This window comes from Pseudomonas syringae pv. cilantro, from assembly GCF_001293775.1.
GTDB lineage: Bacteria > Pseudomonadota > Gammaproteobacteria > Pseudomonadales > Pseudomonadaceae > Aquipseudomonas > Aquipseudomonas syringae_P.
The window spans coordinates 66,233-85,322 of the sequence record NZ_LGLN01000010.1 but is presented as its reverse complement, the minus strand read 5'-3'; the positions used below and the strand labels follow the sequence as shown (position 1 = coordinate 85,322).

The 19,090-nt window shown below is 57.3% G+C and carries 15 protein-coding genes and 1 tRNA gene; 10 read left to right on the top strand and 6 right to left on the bottom strand.

The window, feature by feature from the left end:
- Nucleotides 1-84: 84 nt before the first annotated feature.
- From ABJ99_RS01055 to ABJ99_RS01040, 4 genes are all read left to right on the top strand, one after another.
- Complete coding sequence (locus ABJ99_RS01055) at nt 85-2,007, top strand: PrkA family serine protein kinase (protein ID WP_005614133.1); 1,923 nt, start codon at nt 85-87, stop codon at nt 2,005-2,007.
- Between the two features lie 121 nt (nt 2,008-2,128).
- On the top strand, nt 2,129-3,400 hold the full coding sequence (locus ABJ99_RS01050) for a YeaH/YhbH family protein (protein ID WP_054084231.1): 1,272 nt from the start codon (nt 2,129-2,131) through the stop codon (nt 3,398-3,400).
- Nucleotides 3,397-4,959, top strand: coding sequence for a SpoVR family protein (locus tag ABJ99_RS01045; protein WP_054084230.1), 1,563 nt, complete (start codon nt 3,397-3,399; stop codon nt 4,957-4,959). Before ABJ99_RS01050 ends, ABJ99_RS01045 begins: the two co-directional genes overlap by 4 nt.
- A 97-nt stretch (nt 4,960-5,056) precedes the next feature.
- The gene (locus ABJ99_RS01040) at nt 5,057-6,286 is read left to right on the top strand and encodes a multifunctional CCA addition/repair protein (protein WP_054084229.1); all 1,230 of its coding nucleotides are present in this window, start codon (nt 5,057-5,059) and stop codon (nt 6,284-6,286) included.
- 88 nt (nt 6,287-6,374) lie between these two features.
- On the opposite strand, the gene folK is transcribed toward ABJ99_RS01040, so the two are convergent.
- Together folK and folB are read right to left on the bottom strand one after the other, a co-directional pair.
- Nucleotides 6,375-6,908, bottom strand: a complete 534-nt coding sequence (gene folK, locus ABJ99_RS01035) for a 2-amino-4-hydroxy-6-hydroxymethyldihydropteridine diphosphokinase (protein ID WP_054084228.1) — start codon at nt 6,906-6,908, stop codon at nt 6,375-6,377.
- Nucleotides 6,899-7,252: a dihydroneopterin aldolase gene (folB, locus tag ABJ99_RS01030; protein ID WP_054084227.1), complete on the bottom strand. Its 354-nt coding sequence runs from the start codon at nt 7,250-7,252 to the stop codon at nt 6,899-6,901. Before folB ends, folK begins: the two co-directional genes overlap by 10 nt.
- A 73-nt stretch (nt 7,253-7,325) precedes the next feature.
- Between folB and plsY the strand changes: the two genes are divergently transcribed.
- The gene (plsY, locus tag ABJ99_RS01025) at nt 7,326-7,895 is read left to right on the top strand and encodes a glycerol-3-phosphate 1-O-acyltransferase PlsY (RefSeq protein ID WP_054084226.1); all 570 of its coding nucleotides are present in this window, start codon (nt 7,326-7,328) and stop codon (nt 7,893-7,895) included.
- A gap of 44 nt (nt 7,896-7,939) precedes the next feature.
- On the opposite strand, the gene tsaD is transcribed toward plsY, so the two are convergent.
- Complete coding sequence (tsaD, locus tag ABJ99_RS01020) at nt 7,940-8,965, bottom strand: tRNA (adenosine(37)-N6)-threonylcarbamoyltransferase complex transferase subunit TsaD (RefSeq protein ID WP_054084225.1); 1,026 nt, start codon at nt 8,963-8,965, stop codon at nt 7,940-7,942.
- A gap of 198 nt (nt 8,966-9,163) precedes the next feature.
- Between tsaD and rpsU the strand changes: the two genes are divergently transcribed.
- From rpsU to ABJ99_RS00995, 5 genes are all read left to right on the top strand, one after another.
- Nucleotides 9,164-9,379 carry a 30S ribosomal protein S21 gene (gene rpsU / locus ABJ99_RS01015; RefSeq protein ID WP_002551877.1) on the top strand — a complete coding sequence of 72 codons (216 nt, stop codon included), beginning with the start codon at nt 9,164-9,166 and terminating at the stop codon, nt 9,377-9,379.
- A 482-nt stretch (nt 9,380-9,861) separates the two neighbouring features.
- A complete protein-coding gene (gene dnaG, locus ABJ99_RS01010) occupies nt 9,862-11,817 on the top strand; it encodes a DNA primase (protein ID WP_054084224.1) in 1,956 nt (651 codons plus the stop codon).
- 67 nt (nt 11,818-11,884) lie between these two features.
- A complete protein-coding gene (rpoD, locus tag ABJ99_RS01005; RefSeq protein ID WP_054079712.1) occupies nt 11,885-13,732 on the top strand; it encodes an RNA polymerase sigma factor RpoD in 1,848 nt (615 codons plus the stop codon).
- Between the two features lie 258 nt (nt 13,733-13,990).
- Entirely contained in the window at nt 13,991-16,480 is a 2,490-nt protein-coding gene (locus ABJ99_RS01000) for a sensor domain-containing protein (protein WP_054084223.1), read from the top strand.
- Between the two features lie 15 nt (nt 16,481-16,495).
- A tRNA-Ile gene (locus ABJ99_RS00995) sits at nt 16,496-16,572 on the top strand.
- Nucleotides 16,573-16,685: 113 nt separating this feature from the next.
- Here the strand turns inward: ABJ99_RS00995 and ABJ99_RS28565 are convergent.
- The 3 genes from ABJ99_RS28565 to ABJ99_RS00980 form a co-directional block, all read right to left on the bottom strand.
- A complete protein-coding gene (locus tag ABJ99_RS28565) occupies nt 16,686-17,657 on the bottom strand; it encodes a hypothetical protein (RefSeq protein ID WP_160320704.1) in 972 nt (323 codons plus the stop codon).
- On the bottom strand, nt 17,658-18,566 hold the full coding sequence (locus ABJ99_RS00985; RefSeq protein ID WP_230080974.1) for a phage integrase: 909 nt from the start codon (nt 18,564-18,566) through the stop codon (nt 17,658-17,660).
- Between the two features lie 128 nt (nt 18,567-18,694).
- Nucleotides 18,695-18,931 (bottom strand): helix-turn-helix domain-containing protein, encoded by a 237-nt coding sequence (locus ABJ99_RS00980; RefSeq protein WP_054084221.1) that lies wholly within the window; start codon nt 18,929-18,931, stop codon nt 18,695-18,697.
- Nucleotides 18,932-19,090 lie beyond the last annotated feature (159 nt).

Sequence of the window (19,090 nt, the reverse complement as noted above, 5' to 3'; positions counted from 1 at the left end):
GGTAAACAGCATCTGGATACTCAGTTGCTGCCAGCATCGACTGACGATCCGCCGCCGGCTCTACGTATCGAGCGAGGTGACGTCATGAGTATATTCAGCCACTTCAAAGACCGCTTTGAAAGCACACGACAGGAAGAGCTCTCGTTACAGGAGTATCTTGAGCTCTGCAAACAGGATCGCAGCGCCTATGCCTCTGCCGCAGAACGTCTGTTGCTGGCCATCGGCGAACCTGAACTGGTGGACACGTCCGCCAACTCCCGGTTATCGCGAATATTCTCCAACAAGGTCATACGCCGCTATCCGGCCTTTGCCGACTTCCACGGGATGGAAGAATGCATCGACCAGATCGTCTCGTATTTCCGCCATGCCGCCCAAGGCCTGGAAGAGAAGAAACAAATCCTCTATCTGCTCGGCCCGGTGGGCGGCGGTAAATCGTCCCTGGCTGAAAAACTCAAACAACTGATCGAAAAAGTCCCGTTCTACGCCATCAAGGGCTCGCCGGTTTTCGAATCGCCTCTGGGCCTGTTCAATGCCAGTGAAGACGGCGCGATTCTCGAGGAAGACTTCGGTATTCCACGCCGCTACCTGAGCACCATCATGTCGCCCTGGGCGACCAAACGTCTGGCTGAGTTCGGGGGCGACATCAGCCAGTTCAAGGTGGTGAAGCTTTATCCCTCGGTCCTCAATCAGATCGCCGTGGCGAAAACCGAGCCGGGCGACGAAAACAATCAGGACATTTCTGCACTGGTCGGCAAGGTCGATATCCGCAAACTGGAAGAATTCCCACAGAACGACGCCGATGCCTACAGCTACTCTGGCGCGCTGTGCCGGGCCAACCAGGGCCTGATGGAATTCGTCGAAATGTTCAAGGCGCCGATCAAGGTCCTGCACCCTTTGCTGACCGCGACTCAGGAAGGCAACTACAACAGCACCGAAGGGCTCGGGGCGATTCCGTTCACCGGTATTCTGCTGGCCCACTCCAACGAATCGGAATGGCACAGCTTCCGCAACAACAAGAACAACGAAGCCTTCATCGACCGTATCTATATCGTGAAGGTGCCCTACTGCCTGCGGGTCAGTGACGAAATCAAGATTTACGACAAGCTGCTGTTCAACAGCTCGCTGGCCAAGGCGCATTGCGCGCCAGACACCCTGAAAATGCTCGCGCAGTTCACCACGCTGTCGCGCCTCAAAGAGCCGGACAACTCCAACATCTACTCGAAGATGCGCGTGTACGACGGCGAAAACCTGAAGGACACCGATCCAAAGGCCAAATCGATTCAGGAGTACCGCGACAGCGCAGGCGTCGACGAAGGCATGAACGGCTTGTCGACACGGTTTGCGTTCAAGATTCTGTCCAAGGTCTTCAACTTCGACCCGCACGAAATCGCCGCCAACCCGGTGCATTTGCTCTATGTGCTGGAACAACAGATCGAACAGGAACAATTCCCGGCCGAAACCCGCGAACGTTACCTGCGCTTCATCAAGGAATACCTGGCTCCGCGTTACATCGAGTTCATCGGCAAGGAAATCCAGACGGCGTACCTGGAGTCCTACAGCGAGTACGGTCAGAACATCTTCGACCGCTACGTGCTGTATGCAGACTTCTGGATTCAGGATCAGGAATACCGCGATCCGGAAACCGGCGAGATTCTCAACCGTGTGGCCTTGAACGAGGAACTGGAGAAGATCGAGAAACCGGCCGGCATCAGCAACCCGAAAGATTTCCGCAACGAAATCGTCAATTTCGTGCTGCGCGCGCGTGCCAACAACAATGGCAAGAACCCGACCTGGCTCAGTTACGAAAAACTGCGGGTGGTGATCGAGAAGAAAATGTTCTCCAACACCGAGGACCTGCTGCCGGTCATCAGTTTCAACGCCAAAGCCAGCAAAGAGGACCAGCAGAAACACAACGACTTCGTCACACGAATGGTCGAGAGGGGCTACACGGACAAGCAGGTACGGTTGCTGTCCGAATGGTATCTGCGCGTGCGCAAGTCTCAGTAACGCAGGTGCAAGCTTCAAGCTATCGGCTGCAAGCGAACGACGTTCCAGCCTGGGTTAACAGGCTGACAACGCATTCGCTTGCAGCTTGAAGCTATCAACTTGAAGCTCCCCGGAGGGGCCTATGAGTTATGTGATCGACCGACGTCTCAACGGCAAGAACAAGAGCACGGTAAACCGGCAGCGGTTTCTGCGGCGTTATCGTGACCATATCAAGAAGGCAGTGGAGGAAGCCGTCAGCCGACGCTCCATTACCGACATGGAACATGGCGAACAGATCAGTATTCCCGGGCGCGACATCGACGAACCGGTGCTGCATCACGGGCGCGGCGGCAAACAGACCGTGGTTCATCCAGGCAACAAGGAATTCACGACCGGCGAGCACATCGCCCGCCCGCAAGGTGGCGCAGGCGGCAAGGGGCCTGGCAAGGCAGGCAACTCCGGCGAAGGCATGGACGAGTTCTCATTCCAGATCACGCAGGAAGAGTTTCTCGAATTCATGTTCGAGGACCTGGAACTGCCCAACCTGGTCAAACGCAACCTGACCGGCACGGACACCTTCAAGACCGTGCGCGCCGGGATCAGCAACGAAGGCAACCCGTCACGCATCAATATCATCCGCACGCTGCGCTCGGCTCACGCGCGGCGTATCGCACTGTCGGGCAGCAGCCGCGCCAAGCTCCGGGAATCGACCAGCGAACTGGAGCGCATGAAGCGCGAAGAGCCGGATAATTTCGGGGACATTCAGGAGCTGGAAGTCGAAATAGAACGCCTCAAGGCTCGCATCCGGCGCGTACCGTACCTCGACACCTTCGACCTCAAATACAACTTGTTGGTCAAACAGCCCAACCCCAGTTCCAAAGCGGTCATGTTTTGCCTGATGGACGTTTCCGGCTCCATGACCCAGGCCACCAAAGACATCGCCAAGCGCTTCTTTATCCTGCTGTATCTGTTTCTCAAGCGTAACTACGACAAGATCGACGTTGTGTTCATTCGCCACCACACCAGTGCCCGCGAAGTGGACGAAGAGGAATTCTTTTATTCCCGGGAAACCGGCGGCACCATCGTTTCCAGCGCCTTGAAACTGATGCAGGAAATCATGGCTGCGCGCTACCCGAGCAGCGACTGGAACATCTACGCTGCCCAGGCTTCGGACGGCGACAACTGGAACGACGACTCGCCGATCTGCCGGGAAATCCTCACCAAACAGATCATGCCGTTTGTGCAGTATTACACCTACGTGGAGATCACTCCCCGTGAACATCAGGCCCTGTGGTACGAATACGAGCGCATCGGTGAAGAATATGCCGACACGTTTGCCCAGCAGCAGCTGGTCTCTGCCGGTGATATCTATCCGGTATTCCGCGAACTCTTCCAGCGAAGGTTAGTGTCATGACCGCCAGAGAGCAGAAACGCCAACCCCTTTCCACCGGGTCAGAGTGGACGTTCGAACTGATAAGGGCCTATGACCGGGAAATCGGCAGGATTGCCGAGCGCTATGCCCTGGACACGTATCCCAACCAGATTGAAGTGATCACCGCCGAACAGATGATGGATGCCTACGCTTCGGTGGGCATGCCGCTGGGTTACCACCACTGGTCCTACGGCAAACACTTCCTCAGCACGGAAAAATCCTACTCGCGGGGCCAGATGGGTCTGGCTTACGAAATCGTAATCAACTCCGATCCGTGCATCGCCTATCTGATGGAAGAAAACACCATCTGCATGCAGGCGCTGGTGGTTGCCCACGCCTGCTATGGGCACAACAGTTTCTTCAAGGGCAATTACCTGTTCCGCACCTGGACTGACGCCAGTTCGATCATTGATTACCTGGTGTTCGCCAAGCAGTACATCATGCAGTGCGAGGAGCGCCATGGCATCGACGCCGTGGAAGACTTGCTCGACTCCTGCCATGCGTTAATGAACTACGGCGTGGACCGTTACAAGCGTCCGTATCCGATTTCCGCCGAAGAAGAGCGACGCCGCCAGAAGGACCGTGAGGAGCACCTGCAACGGCAGATCAACGACCTGTGGCGGACCATTCCGAAAAACGCCGACAAGAGCAGCAAGGAAGACAACGCGCGCTTCCCTGCCGAACCACAGGAAAACATTCTCTACTTCATCGAGAAGCACGCGCCGCTGCTGGAGCCCTGGCAGCGCGAAGTGGTGCGCATCGTGCGCAAGATTGCGCAGTACTTCTACCCACAACGTCAGACCCAGGTGATGAACGAAGGCTGGGCAACGTTCTGGCACTACACGCTGATGAATGACCTGTACGACGAAGGCCTCGTCACCGACGGCTTCATGATGGAATTTCTGCAGTCGCACACCAGTGTGATTTACCAGCCGGGCTTCGACAGCCCTTACTACAGCGGTATCAACCCCTATACGCTCGGCTTTGCGATGTATCAGGACATCCGGCGGATGTGCGAGCACCCGACGGATGAAGACCGGCAGTGGTTTCCGGAAATTGCCGGCACCGACTGGCTGACGGCGATCAAGTTTGCGATGAGCAGCTTCAAGGACGAAAGCTTCATCCTGCAATACCTGTCGCCCAAGGTTATTCGTGACCTCAAGCTGTTCAGCATAATGGACGACGACCAGAAGGAAGACCTGCTGGTGCCGGCCATCCACGATGAGAACGGTTACCGGACCATCCGCGAAATCCTCGCGGCCCAGTACAACCTCGGCAATCGTGAGCCCAACATTCAGATCTACAGCATCGATCGTCGCGGCGACCGGTCGCTGACCCTGCGCCACCAGCAGCACAACCGCAAACCATTGGGCGACTCCACTGATGAAGTGCTCAGGCATTTGCATCGGCTATGGGGTTTTGACATCCATCTGGAGACGCTTCAGGGCGATGAGGTGGTCAAAGTCCATCACGTCCCGCCGAAGGGCGAGCATGCCGACAGTGAGTTTTCCCGGCGTGATCTGGCGGTCGTACACCTGTAGTGAGTGGACACAGTGTTAGCTGAGCAGTGATTCATTCAGTTTTAGCCTCCGTAAGCGCGACGCAGGGTTTATCCTGTCGCGCTCACGGAGGTTTTTTATGCAGATTTATAAAGTTGGCGGCGCTGTACGCGACCGCCTGCTGGGATTGCCCGTCACGGATGTCGACTGGGTAGTGGTGGGTGCAAGCACTGAAGAAATGCTGATCAAAGGCTATCGCCCGGTCGGTACGGACTTTCCGGTGTTTCTGCATCCGCTGACCAACGAGGAATACGCTCTGGCGCGCACCGAGCGCAAAAGCGGCGTCGGCTATGGCGGCTTTGTCTTCCATGCCAGCCCCGACGTCACGCTGGAACGGGACCTGATCCGCCGCGACCTGACGATCAATGCGATGGCCGAAGACAAGGATGGCAATCTGACCGATCCTTACCAGGGCCAGCGCGATCTTGAAGCGCGCATTTTACGTCACGCTTCGCCCGCGTTCGCTGAAGATCCACTCAGAGTGTTGCGCGTTGCCCGTTTTGCCGCGCGCTATGCCGAACACGGTTTCAGCATTGCACCCGAGACCATGGAACTGATGCGCCAGCTCAGTGAATCCGGCGAGCTCAAGGCGTTGACCGCCGAACGGAGCTGGAAAGAAATCTCCCGTGCGCTGATGGAAAAGCAGCCTCAGGTGTTCATCCAGGTGCTGCATGACTGCGGCGCACTCAACGAGCTGATGCCCGAAGTCGAAGCCCTGTTCGGCGTACCGCAACCGGCTGCGCACCACCCGGAAATCGACACTGGTGTGCACGTGCTTAGCGTGCTTGAGCAGTCAGCCATCCACGAGCATCCGCTGAGTGTGCGCTGGGCCTGCCTGCTGCACGATCTAGGCAAAGGGCTGACGCCCGAGTCCGAATGGCCCCGCCACATCGCCCATGAACACACGGGTTTGCGGCTGATCAAAGCCGTCAATGAGCGCTTTCGTGTGCCAAGGGAATGCCAGGAACTGGCGTTGCTGGTCGGTCAATACCACACTCACGGGCACCGGGCGCTGGAACTGAAGCCTTCGACTCTGCTGGAGCTGTTGCAAAGCTTCGACGTCTACCGCCGTCCGCAGCGATTCGAAGAGTTCATTGCCGCTTGCGAAATGGACGCACGAGGCCGGCATGGCTTCGAGCAGCGCAGTTATCCACAGGCCGAGTACCTGCGCAGCGCAGCACAAGCGGCCCGAGCGGTGTCAGTGCAACCGCTGCTGGAGAAAGGTCTAAAGGGCAAGGAACTGGGCGATGCGTTGAAGAACGAGCGTTTGAAGGCGCTGCAAGTGTATAAGGCGGAGCGTGCTGCCTGACTGACTAGCTCCTCCCTTGTGGGAGCGAGCCGGGCGACGCTTCGCTTGCTCGCGAAGGCAGACTCACATCAACATAAATCTTCGGCGGTCATCCGGGCCACCCACCCAGCAAACCCTCAGGCGTCAACCCCGCTCCCCGCCACTCGAACGCCACCGGCCAAAGCTGCTGATCAATCTGCGCATCAGCCCATAATGTGCTGAACGACACGCCCACCCCCGGATGCAGACGTTCGGGGGCGATCAGCGCCAATGGGCACAATACGAAAGCATTTTTCAGAATCTCGGCCCGAGGCAAAATCAGCCCGTCGAAGTTGCCGACCTGCTCGCCATACAGCAGCACGTCGATGTCCAGCGGCAAACCGACCCGATCCGGCGCATAGCGGCCATTGTCCGCCTCGATGATTTTCAGGCTGCGATCCAGTTCTGCCAGCGGCAGATCGGTCAGCGCCGACACCACAAGATTGAAGAATGGCCCGCTCTTGATGCCCACCGCATGGCTCTCGAAAACCGGCGAGCAGCTCATGTCGGTCAGAAAGCCATCCAGCGCGTCCAGCCCTGCATGCAGATGCCGTTCGCGTTCGATATTGCTCCCCAGACCGAGGAAAATCCGCGTCAGTGACATCCGCGCTCGATCTCCACGCCTACACCGCTGGCGGCGGCCACGGCGCCCGGCTTGGTCAGTTTCAAACGCAGCCAGGGGATATGGAATTCGCTCATCAAAACTTCAGCCAGACGCTCGGCAAACGTCTCGACCAGCTGAAACTGTGCCTGCTCGGCGAACGCCTGAATGCGTGCCGAAACACTGGCGTAGTCGAGCGCCTTGCTCAGGTCGTCGCCCGCTGCGGCAGGTCGGTTGTCCCAGGCAAAACTGAGGTCCAGACGCAGGCACTGGCGAATGCCACGCTCCCAGTCATAAGCGCCGATGACCGTATCGACCTCAAGGCCCTCGATGAAAACTCTGTCCAAGCCTACTCTCCACTGCACGACAAGGGCGCGATGCGCCGTTAGAATCAGGGCATCCTCGCCCGGAATGGTTAGCATGTTTTGGTTACTGGCGACCTTCGCCTACCTGCTCGGCTCGCTGTCCTTCGCCATCCTGCTCAGCCGCCTCAATGGCAGCCCGGACCCGCGCGCCAGTGGTTCCGGCAATGCCGGCGCCACCAACATGTTGCGTCTGGCCGGGAAAAAGCTGGCCGTCCTGACCTTGCTCGGCGACCTCTGCAAAGGCCTGATTCCGGTAGTGCTCGCCGGCGCCTGGGGCCTCGCCCCCTCACAGCAGGGCTGGATCGGCGTCTGCGCAGTGCTGGGCCATCTGTTTCCACTGTACTTCCGCTTTCGGGGTGGCAAAGGTGTGGCGACCGCCGCTGGCGTGCTACTGGGCCTTTACCCACCTGCAGCCGCCCTGGCGATAGCGGCCTGGCTGCTGACGCTCTACCTGACCCGCACCAGCTCGCTCGCCGCGCTGATCGCCACGCCCCTGACACTGCCTTTACTGGCCTGGCAGGAACCGCATGCCTTATTGCCCATGAGCGTGCTGACCCTGCTCATCGTCTGGCGCCATCGCGGCAATCTACGCGACCTGTTCGCCGGGCGCGAACGGCATTTCTGACGACACACCCCGCCCCCCGCGCAACCGCCTTCACCGCCCGATAGCTAGAGCCCTGACAACTGCTCCATCGGCCAGCGCGCCTGCACACTGATACTTAAATCCTGCTTCTGCCCGGCCAGCAAACGCTGACAGCCGGCAAAGGCGATCATCGCGCCGTTGTCGGTGCAAAACTCCGGACGCGCGTAGTAAACGTGCCCGCGCAGGTCGCCCAACATACTTTCCAGCGACACCCGCAGCGCCTTGTTGGCGCTGACGCCGCCGGCGATAACCAGGCTGTTGAGCCCGGTCTGCTTGAGCGCACGCTTGCACTTGATGGTCAAAGTCTCCACCACCGCCTGCTGGAAGGCCAGCGCGATGTCGCAGCGGGTTTGCTCACTGTCGTCTCCAGCACTCTGGCACTGCTGCCAGGTGTTGAGCGCCGAGGTTTTCAAGCCGCTGAAGCTGAATGCCAGCCCGGGCCGATCAGTCATCGGCCGAGGAAAGACAAAACGCCCTGCCACACCCTGCATGGCCGCCTTCGAGATTTCCGGACCGCCGGGATACTGCATGCCCATCATCTTGGCGGTCTTGTCGAACGCCTCGCCCGCCGCATCATCCAGCGTCTCGCCCAGCAGTTCGTATTGACCTATACCGTCAACGCGCACCAGCTGCGTGTGGCCGCCGGACACCAGCAAAGCGACAAACGGAAACTGCGGCGGGTTTTCTTCCAGCATCGGGGCCAGCAGATGGCCTTCCATGTGGTGAACGCCCAGCGCCGGAATATCCCAGGCAAACGCCAGCGCCTGAGCGCACGAGGCACCGACCAGCAGCGCACCCACCAGACCTGGCCCGGCAGTGTAGGCAATGGCATCGATATCGGTCGCCACGCAGTCTGCTTCGGCCAGCGTCTGGCGGATCAGCGGCAGCATGCGCTTGACGTGATCGCGTGATGCCAGCTCCGGCACGACGCCGCCATAGGCGCGGTGCAGGTCGATCTGACTGAATAATGCATCCGCCAGCAAACCGCGTTCGCTGTCGTATAACGCGACGCCGGTTTCGTCGCAGGAGGTTTCTAATCCCAGTACTAGCATGGGTTTGCGCCTTGTAGGGGGCAGATTTGAAGGCGCGCATAATAGTCGCCGCCCGAGGTGCCGACCAGCGGTTTTCGATCAGAGGCTTTGCATTCCTCTCAATGAGGGGTTAACATCCGCAACCCTTAAAAACCGACGTACTTTTGTGCAGTGTTTGCACGAAGCGTTGACCCCGGTAATGAATGAAGGTAGCTCTGGATGCCAGCCGTCAAAGTTAAAGAGAACGAACCCTTCGACGTAGCTCTGCGTCGTTTCAAGCGCTCCTGCGAAAAAGCCGGTGTTCTGGCTGAAGTTCGTAGCCGCGAATTTTACGAGAAGCCGACTTCGGAGCGTAAGCGCAAGGCAGCAGCTGCTGTCAAACGCCACGCCAAGAAAGTCCAGCGCGAACAGCGCCGCGCCGTTCGTCTGTATTAATTTACAGACCTTCGTCGCAAGCTTCTGCCTTGCCCAGCCAACCAGCTGGGCTGTCGGCAGTTGCAGCACTGTTAAAGCTGTATAGCAGCGAGAGCTTCGCGCTAGCTAAATTGACAGATTTCCAGGCCGCGCATGCGACCCGGATAGTCAGTCAAGCACGTCCGGCCTGCTTGCAGGCAACACTGGTCATGCCCACTCGGGCAACAAGACGACCTGTGAACAAGACGAGTATGCCTTGATGACTTCGCAAGAAGCTCAGCCAAGGCAGCGTCTCGTTTGATATCAGATGAACATCAAAGGCCACGGCCCGATGATCAACTTGACCATCACGCACTCACCCTCTCCTGATTTCAGCGCCGACCTGCGACTGCAAAGACGTGCCCGCGCATTGCTGTCGTCGTATAAAAGACGGCTGACAGGCTGACGGAAGACTCGTAGAGTCATCCGATATTTTTGTGACACGCTTGAATGACGAGAACGCCATGGCCGGGCTGATTCCCCAGAGCTTTATCGACGACCTTCTGAACCGCACCGACATTGTCGATGTTGTCAGCTCGCGCGTGCAGCTCAAGAAAGCCGGGAAGAATTACAGCGCGTGCTGCCCGTTCCATAAAGAGAAAACACCCTCTTTCAGCGTCAGCCCGGACAAACAGTTCTATTACTGCTTTGGCTGCGGCGCAGGCGGTAACGCGCTTGGCTTCATCATGGACCACGACAACCTGGATTTCCCCCAGGCCGTCGAAGACCTGGCCAAAGCCGCTGGCATGGAAGTGCCCCGCGAACAGGGCGTAAAAGGCCAGAAACCCCGTCAGCCGACCGATTCCCCGCTCTACCCGTTGCTGAACGCCGCCGCCGAATTCTATCGTCAGGCCCTTAAAAGCCATCCGGCGCGCAAGGCGGCAGTGGATTACCTCAAAGGGCGCGGCTTGTCGGGCGAAATTGCCCGGGACTTTGGTCTCGGCTTCGCACCACCGGGCTGGGACAACCTGTACAAACACCTGAGCAGTGACGCCCTGCAGCAGAAAGTCATGATCGATGCCGGCCTGCTGATCGAAAACGCAGAAACCGGCAAACGCTATGATCGTTTTCGCGACCGGGTGATGTTTCCGATCCGCGATTCACGTGGGCGCATCATTGCCTTTGGCGGGCGCGTGCTCGGCGACGACAAGCCCAAGTACCTGAACTCCCCGGAAACCCCGGTATTCCACAAGGGTCAGGAGCTATACGGGCTTTTCGAGGCGCGCAAATTCAATCGCAACCTTGACGAGATCATAGTGGTTGAAGGCTACATGGACGTCATCGCCCTCGCCCAGCAAGGCCTGCGCAACGCCGTGGCGACACTGGGCACGGCCACCAGTGAAGAACATTTGAAACGGCTGTTCCGGGTCGTGCCCAACGTGCTGTTCTGCTTCGACGGCGACCAGGCCGGACGCAACGCGGCCTGGCGGGCGCTCGAGGCCACGCTGTCCAGCCTGCAGGACGGCAGGCGGGCACGCTTTCTGTTCCTCCCGGAAGGCGAAGACCCGGACACACTGGTGCGCTCCGAAGGCACCGACGCGTTCAAGGCGCGCATCAATCAGCATGCCCAGCCGCTCGCCGACTACTTCTTCGAGCAATTGACCAAAGAGTCAGACCCGCGCTCGCTGGAAGGCAAAGCGCACATGGCCACCCTCGCGGCCCCGCTGATCGATAAAGTCCCCGGCGCGAACCTGCGCACGCTGATGCGTCAACGCCTGAGCGAAATCACCGGCCTTACCGGCGAGGCGGTCAGCCAACTGGTGCAGAGCGCCCCGGCGGAGGCGCCACCCAGCTACAACCCGTATATCGATTACGACGCTGCGCCTGACTTCGCTGATTATCAGCCACAAGGCGGTTACGAAGCCCAGCAGGAATGGACACCGAAGAAAACCGGCGGTCCGAATCAAAAGAAATGGGACAACAAGTCCTGGGGCAAAAAAGGCAAGCGCCAGGATTTCGAACCGCGCACGCCGCGCGTACCGACCGCCGTCGAGCCACCGATGCAGGCCGCCCTGAGAACATTGCTGCATCATCCGGAACTGGCCGAAAAGGTCGAAAATGCCAGCCACTTCGCTGCAGAAGACCAGTCAAACGCACAATTACTCGTCGCATTGATTGAAGCCAGGCAAAAGAATCCCAATCTGCGGTCGTTACAGTTGATAGCACGTTGGCATGGGACGGAGCAGGGTCGCTTGCTGCGCGCCCTGGCCGAAAAGGAATGGCTGATTGAAGCCGACAACCTTGAACAACAGTTTTTCGACACTATAACTAGTCTATCCGCTCGCCAGCGCGAGCGCAGTCTGGAACATCTGATCAGCAAAGCTCGTCAAACCGAGCTGAGCCCAGAAGAGAAAATTCAGCTTCGGGAACTGCTAAATCGCAATGTTCCCGTACAAACCCCGACCTCAACTGGCGCGTGAGGTCATAGCTCGGGTATAATCCTCGGCTTGTTTTTTGCCCGCCAAGACCTTCAGTGGATAGGGTGTTATGTCCGGAAAAGCGCAACAGCAGTCTCGTATCAAAGAGTTGATCACCCTGGGTCGTGAGCAGAAGTATCTGACTTACGCAGAGGTCAACGACCACCTGCCCGAGGATATTTCAGATCCTGAGCAGGTGGAAGACATCATCCGCATGATCAACGACATGGGGATCCCGGTACACGAGAGTGCTCCGGATGCGGACGCCTTGATGCTGGCCGACGCCGATACCGACGAGGCAGCCGCAGAAGAAGCGGCTGCAGCGTTGGCAGCGGTCGAGACCGACATCGGTCGTACCACCGATCCCGTTCGCATGTACATGCGGGAAATGGGCACCGTTGAACTCCTGACCCGTGAAGGCGAGATCGAAATCGCCAAACGTATCGAAGAAGGCATCCGTGAAGTGATGGGCGCAATCGCGCACTTCCCTGGCACGGTTGACCATATCCTCTCCGAATACACACGTGTCACGAGCGAAGGCGGTCGTCTCTCCGACGTTCTGAGCGGTTACATCGACCCGGATGACGGCATTGCGCCGCCTGCCGAGGTGCCTCCGCCTGTCGACCCTAAAGCCGCCAAGGCTGAAGGCGATGACGAAGAAGAAGAAACGGCAGAGGCCACCGATGACGAGGAAGAGGTCGAAAGCGGCCCCGATCCGGTCATTGCCCAGCAGCGCTTTGGTGCTGTTTCCGATCAAATGGAAATCACCCGCAAGGCGTTGAAGAAATTTGGTCGCGACGACAAGCACGCCATTGCCGAAATGGTGGCCCTCGCCGAACTGTTCATGCCGATCAAACTGGTTCCAAAACAGTTTGAAGGTCTGGTCGAGCGTGTTCGCGGTGCCCTTGAGCGCCTTCGTGCCCAGGAACGCGCCATCATGCAGCTGTGTGTACGTGATGCACGTATGCCGCGCGCCGACTTCCTGCGCCAGTTCCCGGGCCACGAAGTTGACGAAAGCTGGACTGACGCGCTGGCAAAAGGCAAAAGCAAATACGCTGAAGCCATTGCACGCCTGCAGCCTGATATCCAGCGTTGCCAGCAGAAGCTGTCGGCACTGGAAGAAGAGACCGGCCTGAAAATAGCCGAGATCAAGGACATCAACCGTCGCATGTCGATCGGTGAGGCCAAGGCCCGCCGCGCGAAGAAAGAGATGGTTGAAGCGAACCTGCGTCTGGTGATCTCCATTGCCAAGAAGTACACCAACCGTGGGCTGCAATTCCTCGATCTGATCCAGGAAGGCAACATCGGCTTGATGAAGGCTGTGGACAAGTTCGAATACCGTCGCGGTTACAAGTTCTCGACGTACGCCACCTGGTGGATCCGTCAGGCGATCACTCGCTCGATCGCCGACCAGGCACGCACCATCCGTATTCCGGTGCACATGATCGAGACGATCAACAAGCTCAACCGCATTTCCCGGCAGATGTTGCAGGAAATGGGTCGCGAACCGACCCCGGAAGAGCTGGGCGAACGCATGGAAATGCCTGAGGACAAGATCCGCAAGGTACTGAAGATCGCCAAAGAGCCGATCTCCATGGAAACGCCGATCGGCGACGACGAAGATTCGCACCTGGGTGACTTCATCGAAGACTCGACCATGCAGTCGCCAATCGATGTCGCCACTGTTGAAAGCCTGAAAGAAGCGACACGTGAAGTGCTGTCGGGCCTCACCGCCCGTGAGGCCAAGGTTCTGCGTATGCGTTTCGGCATCGACATGAATACCGACCACACGCTTGAAGAAGTCGGTAAACAGTTTGACGTAACCCGTGAGCGGATTCGTCAGATCGAAGCCAAGGCACTGCGCAAACTGCGTCACCCGACAAGAAGCGAGCATTTGCGCTCGTTCCTCGACGAGTAATCGCACCCGCGAGTCAACAAAACCCTCGGCATGCCGGGGGTTTTGCGTTTTCGCTCAACGCTCAACGGTCATTCCAGATCAGACGCAATCCTGATCGATTCCGGACTGCCAGACGTCGGTCGGATTGCAGGTCCGGCGTAATTGACCTACAACTATGTATCACAACAGACACAATACTTTAGGGTTACCCCTTGGCCAGTAGCTTGCTGCCAGGGTCATGCTACATCAGCGATGGTCAGACACGGACGTGAGCCACCTATGCGGGGAGTAACGATCAATATCAGTGACCGGGAAGCGTTGCGACTGTCCGAAGGCAAGTTTGCCTCGGTCTTCGCTCAGTGCCCGGACGCGATGATCATCGCCAGCCTTGTTGACGGGCAAATCCTGGATGCCAACGGGACGTTCGTGGAGCAGACCGGTATCGCTGTGGATGAAGCCATCGGCAAAACCCCCACCGAACTGGGTCTCTGGGCAGTGCCCGGCATGGGGCCAAACGTTCTGGTGCAACTGCAAAACGGTGACATCCATAATCTGGAAATACCTTTTCGACGCAAAAACGGTCAGACCTTTTCTGGCCTCATGTCCGCCCAGCCTTTCGATCTGGGCGCAACGCCCGCAGTGCTGGTGATCGTTCGCGACATCACCCAACTCAAACAAGCCCAACAGCAATTGCAACTCTCCGAAGAAAAGTTCGCCAACGCCTTCCATTCCACGCCTGACGGATTGTCGATCACTCGCCAAAAGGACGGCATGCTGCTGGAGGTCAATGAAGGGTTCTGTCGCATTACCGGCTACAGCGAGCAGCACTGCCTAGAGCACTCAACGTTCGACCTCGGCGTGTGGGCTGACCTGAATGATCGCAACACGCTGATTCAACGGCTCAAAAGCCACGGCCTGGTGCGAGATTTCAGAGCCCGGCTTCGCAACGCCAGCGGCGATATCCGGATATGCGAAGTGTCATCGCAGCCACTGGTGATCGCAGGTGAGGACTGTCTGCTGACGATCACGCGGGACATTACCCAGCACCAGCAAATGCAGGAAAAACTGCATCTGGCAGCGACCGTCTTCGAAAGCACCGCTGAAGGGGTACTGATCACCGACACCGACCAGTGCATCACGGCGGTTAATCGCGCGTTCACTGAAATCACCGGCTACGGCGAGAGCGACGCCATCGGCCAGACGCCCCGCCTGCTCGCCTCAGGTCAGCATGACAGCGCATTCTACGCATCGATGTGGCACCAACTGACCGCCGAAGGTCATTGGCAGGGCGAGATCAGTAACCGCCGCAAGGATGGCGAGCTTTACCCGAGCTGGCTGACCATCAGCGCCGTACGCAGCAAAGACGGCCAACTGACGCATTTCGTGGCCGTATTTGCCGACATCTCCAGCCTCAAGCAAGCCCAGGCACGACTGGACTACCAGGCGCATCACGATCCGCTCACCGGCCTGCCCAATCGAACCCTGTTCGAGAGTCGCCTCCAGTCCGCGCTGCTGCACTGTGAAGAGTCCGGCGGCCTTGGCGCAGTGCTGTTCCTCGATCTGGACCGCTTCAAGCACATCAATGACAGCCTCGGTCATCCGGTCGGCGATCTGCTGCTCAAAGGCATCGCTCATCGCCTGAAGGAGAGCCTGCGGGACATCGACACCGTGGCGCGGGTCGGCGGCGACGAGTTCATCGTTTTGCTGCCCGGCCTGCTGCAACCCGGCGACGCCCTCACCATCGCCAACAAACTGCTAGCCTGTTTCAACGCCCCCTTCGAAGCCGGCGAGCACGAACTGTTCATCAGCCCCAGCATCGGCAGTTGCCTGTTCCCTAACGACGGCACCGACGTCGCGACGCTGGTCAAAAACGCCGACGCCGCCATGTATCGGTCCAAAGCCAAAGGCCGCAACCGGGTCGAAAGCTACACCCGCGACCTGACCGTCCAGGCCAGCGAGCGCATCGCACTGGAGCAGGAGCTGAGGCGCGCACTGGACCGCAACCAGTTCAGCCTGGCCTATCAGCCCAAGATCAGCCTGCTGACTCAGCAGTTGATAGGCGCCGAAGCACTGATTCGCTGGAGCCACCCGACCTTCGGCGAAGTGCCCCCGGAAAACTTCATCCCGCTGGCCGAAGAAAACGGCATGATCCTGCAAATCGGCGAGTGGGTGCTGGGGCAGGCTTGCCGGCAAATGGGCAAATGGCGCAAAACCCGTCAACCGTTCGGCCCTCTGTCGGTCAACCTGGCAGGCGCCCAGCTCCGCCAGCCAAACCTGGTCGAACACATTGAAACACTGCTCGCCGACAACGGCCTGATGCCCGGCTGCCTGCAACTGGAAATCACTGAAAACTTCATCATGAGCCAGACGCAGGAAGCGTTAGCCGTGCTGCACAAACTGAAGACACTCGGCGTGCAACTGGCCATCGACGACTTCGGCACCGGTTACTCATCGCTGAGCTACCTCAAACGCCTGCCACTGGACATTCTCAAGATCGACCAATCCTTCGTCCGCGGCCTGCCCGACGACACCCACGACGCCGCCATCGTCCGCGCCATCATCGCGCTGGGCCGAAGCCTGCAACTGACCGTGATCGCCGAAGGCGTCGAGACCCACGAGCAGCAACAATTCCTCGCCAGCGAAGGCTGCGAACAGATGCAAGGCTACCTCACCAGCCTGCCCCTCCCCGCCGAAGAATTCAGCGCGAGGTTTCTTCTTATGAATCTTTCGGACGTTTCGGATAGCGAAGCCGTGAAACCGCCGTTATAATCCGCGACCTACTGAGGGCCCATAGCTCAGTTGGTTAGAGCAGAGGACTCATAATCCTTTGGTCCACGGTTCGAGTCCGTGTGGGCCCACCACCTTTGAAAGCCGCGCATTGCGCGGCTTTTGTCGTTTTTGATATAGGTAATTCCAGGCTTTTTTTCGTGTGTAAAACCGTCAGACTGTCCAAAAAGTGTCCACCCAGAAATTCTCACTCGGTGGCTGCACCGGCCTTGCTGTCCACATCTGCCTTCAGTTTGAGAATGTCGCCAATCACGAGATAGGTGTAGATCACGTACCGATCGGCTTCGTCTTGGGAGGTGATCACGTCATGAGAACCTTTTTGAGCGGCTAGGAAGATTGAGTCCAATCGCTCCCCTAGGTATTTCATGTGTGATCCGACAATTTCTTCAAACCGCTCGGAGGCTGAGTTCTCTTCTACGTAAGCAACAAGCCTATTGATATAATTATCCGCCCCTAGCTTAATTTCTTTTTGTCTCGGCCCCGGATTGATTATTTTACTAGCGCGAGGCGGATAAAGAACATCTGCCACATCTTGCAGAATTCGCCTACAACTATGGACAGCATTAGACCAATCTTCGGTATTTTGCGATAACAAATTATCATAGACCGACATAAGCTTTTTAACAGCTTGTGGAATTAACTCAGCCACACTTTTATCAACCTTATGTTGAATCCTTTCAAACATATTGCTTGCTAACGTAGAAAACTTCAGCTCGAAATAAATACCTGATACATACCCATGAATATATGACCGCCTATTACCTAACAAACCTACTTTTATCCTGAGTGATTTATTGGCGTTTGCCAGGTTGATGCCACTCAAACGAGGTAATCTTTTCTTTAGTCCTTCTATTTCCATCTCTACTTGTTCAAGAGTTTCGAACTGTCCAAACTGCTGCAGCTTGCCATCTACTTCCTCTGTATAGAGCCTGCCTGCAATATTAGCTAGTCTCCAGGACTCATCAGTCGGCTCGTTATTTTCTTGAGGGTAGCCGTTGACCTCAAACATCATTATTTCATTAACGTCAACGTCCCCCATCAGCCGTGCTAGCCTACTTGCTCTCAGCGCTACCGAGGTAAGGCTACGCCCCATCTCCAAATCAGTCAGAAGCTGCTCACTTAAGACCAACGAATCATTTATTGCGCTTACCACGGCCATTCAAATACTCCCTTTCAATTTTCCAATACGCGCCAACGGATTCAAGTGAACAACCTCAGCCATATGTCCTGGGCTAAAGTGTGCATACTTCTGAGTCATCGCCAGTGTGGCATGACCTAAAACATTTTGCAGGGTGATAATATCACCACCATTCATCATGTAATGGCTAGCAAAGGTGTGTCGAAGAACGTGGGTCAACTGACCAGCAGGCAGATCGAGCTGCACCGCATCGACGGCCCGCCGAAAAGATTCATATGACGGTTTGAACGGTAATGCTTTTCTAAGGCGCTCGTACAAGTCCTCTGATATGGGGATTGTGCGATTCTTGCTGGATTTGGTCTTACTGTAATGCACAAGCTTGTTCCGCACCTGGCGCGACTGCAGACTCTCCGCCTCCCCCCATCGGGCACCAGTTGCCAAACAAACTTCAGCAATCAACAGCGCATCACTTTCAAGCCCTGATAGATAAGTCAGCAATGCGTCAATTTGCTCATCCAGCAGATACGCCATTTCCGCTTCATCAAATTTCAAGCTGCGAACGTTGGCCAAGGGATTGGGCAAATTCCACTCGCTTAAACGCTCAAGCTCATTGAACACAGCCCGGAGATAGGCGAGTTCATGGTTGAGCATATTCGCGCTGACGGGTCGACCTGGCTTCCCTTTTTCCATGTACCTCGAATGCTTGCCCTCGGCACGCTCCGCTCGATACTGGGCGAAATGAGATGAGCTGAAAGCCACCGCCTTTGGATTACCCATCCGCTCGACCATGTTGAGCAGCAACTCCTTCCGCTGGTCTCCGGTCTTGAGGTTTTGCCCATGCAAGGTGTGCCAGAGCTCCACCAGGTCCTTCAACCTGCGCGTATCCACCTTGCTTTTCTTCTCAAAAGCACCGTTGGCTCCGTCGCCCATGACTCGCCGCTCGTGAGCCAACGCTTCATTCTTAGTGCGAAAAATCTTGCGAACCCTCGGCCCCTCGCTCCCCTCTGGTCGGCAGTCAACAACGTACCGCCCATCACCCAATGGCCTTATCGTCATCCCTACTCCGCACTGACCTGACCGCACTCAGAGGCTGTATCCCCTGTCATCAGCCACAGGGTGTATTTCTTGAAGTTCGGGTGGTTGGTCACCTTGCACAGCGCCCCATACCCCATCTCAAACATCGACGCTTCGTATTTTTTGTACGTGCTGATGCTGATGCCCACCTGCTCGCAGAACTCGGACTGAGTCACACCCTCCCTCCGGCGGATCGCCTTCAACTTAATCGCCAAATCCATGAGTCACCCTCTTGACAGGTTCCTATATAGGTCACATCATTGAGGCCCATATAGGAACCATCATCACCAATATAGCTAGAGAGATTATCAGAATGCAGATCACCATCGACACGCCATACGTGACCATCAACGAATTTGCCCGACGTTCTGGCCAGTCGA

Excerpts from the sequence above, each read along its gene's own strand:
- ABJ99_RS01055 (WP_005614133.1), top strand. The coding sequence starts at position 85 with ATGAGTATATTCAGCCACTTCAAAGACCGCTTTGAAAGCACACGACAG.
- ABJ99_RS01050 (WP_054084231.1), top strand. The coding sequence starts at position 2,129 with ATGAGTTATGTGATCGACCGACGTCTCAACGGCAAGAACAAGAGCACG.
- ABJ99_RS01045 (WP_054084230.1), top strand. The coding sequence starts at position 3,397 with ATGACCGCCAGAGAGCAGAAACGCCAACCCCTTTCCACCGGGTCAGAG.
- ABJ99_RS01040 (WP_054084229.1), top strand. The coding sequence starts at position 5,057 with ATGCAGATTTATAAAGTTGGCGGCGCTGTACGCGACCGCCTGCTGGGA.
- folK (WP_054084228.1), bottom strand. The coding sequence starts at position 6,908 with ATGTCACTGACGCGGATTTTCCTCGGTCTGGGGAGCAATATCGAACGC.
- plsY (WP_054084226.1), top strand. The coding sequence starts at position 7,326 with ATGTTTTGGTTACTGGCGACCTTCGCCTACCTGCTCGGCTCGCTGTCC.
- tsaD (WP_054084225.1), bottom strand. The coding sequence starts at position 8,965 with ATGCTAGTACTGGGATTAGAAACCTCCTGCGACGAAACCGGCGTCGCG.
- rpsU (WP_002551877.1), top strand. The coding sequence starts at position 9,164 with ATGCCAGCCGTCAAAGTTAAAGAGAACGAACCCTTCGACGTAGCTCTG.
- dnaG (WP_054084224.1), top strand. The coding sequence starts at position 9,862 with ATGGCCGGGCTGATTCCCCAGAGCTTTATCGACGACCTTCTGAACCGC.
- rpoD (WP_054079712.1), top strand. The coding sequence starts at position 11,885 with ATGTCCGGAAAAGCGCAACAGCAGTCTCGTATCAAAGAGTTGATCACC.
- ABJ99_RS01000 (WP_054084223.1), top strand. The coding sequence starts at position 13,991 with ATGCGGGGAGTAACGATCAATATCAGTGACCGGGAAGCGTTGCGACTG.
- ABJ99_RS28565 (WP_160320704.1), bottom strand. The coding sequence starts at position 17,657 with ATGGCCGTGGTAAGCGCAATAAATGATTCGTTGGTCTTAAGTGAGCAG.
- ABJ99_RS00985 (WP_230080974.1), bottom strand. The coding sequence starts at position 18,566 with ATGGGCGACGGAGCCAACGGTGCTTTTGAGAAGAAAAGCAAGGTGGAT.
- ABJ99_RS00980 (WP_054084221.1), bottom strand. The coding sequence starts at position 18,931 with ATGGATTTGGCGATTAAGTTGAAGGCGATCCGCCGGAGGGAGGGTGTG.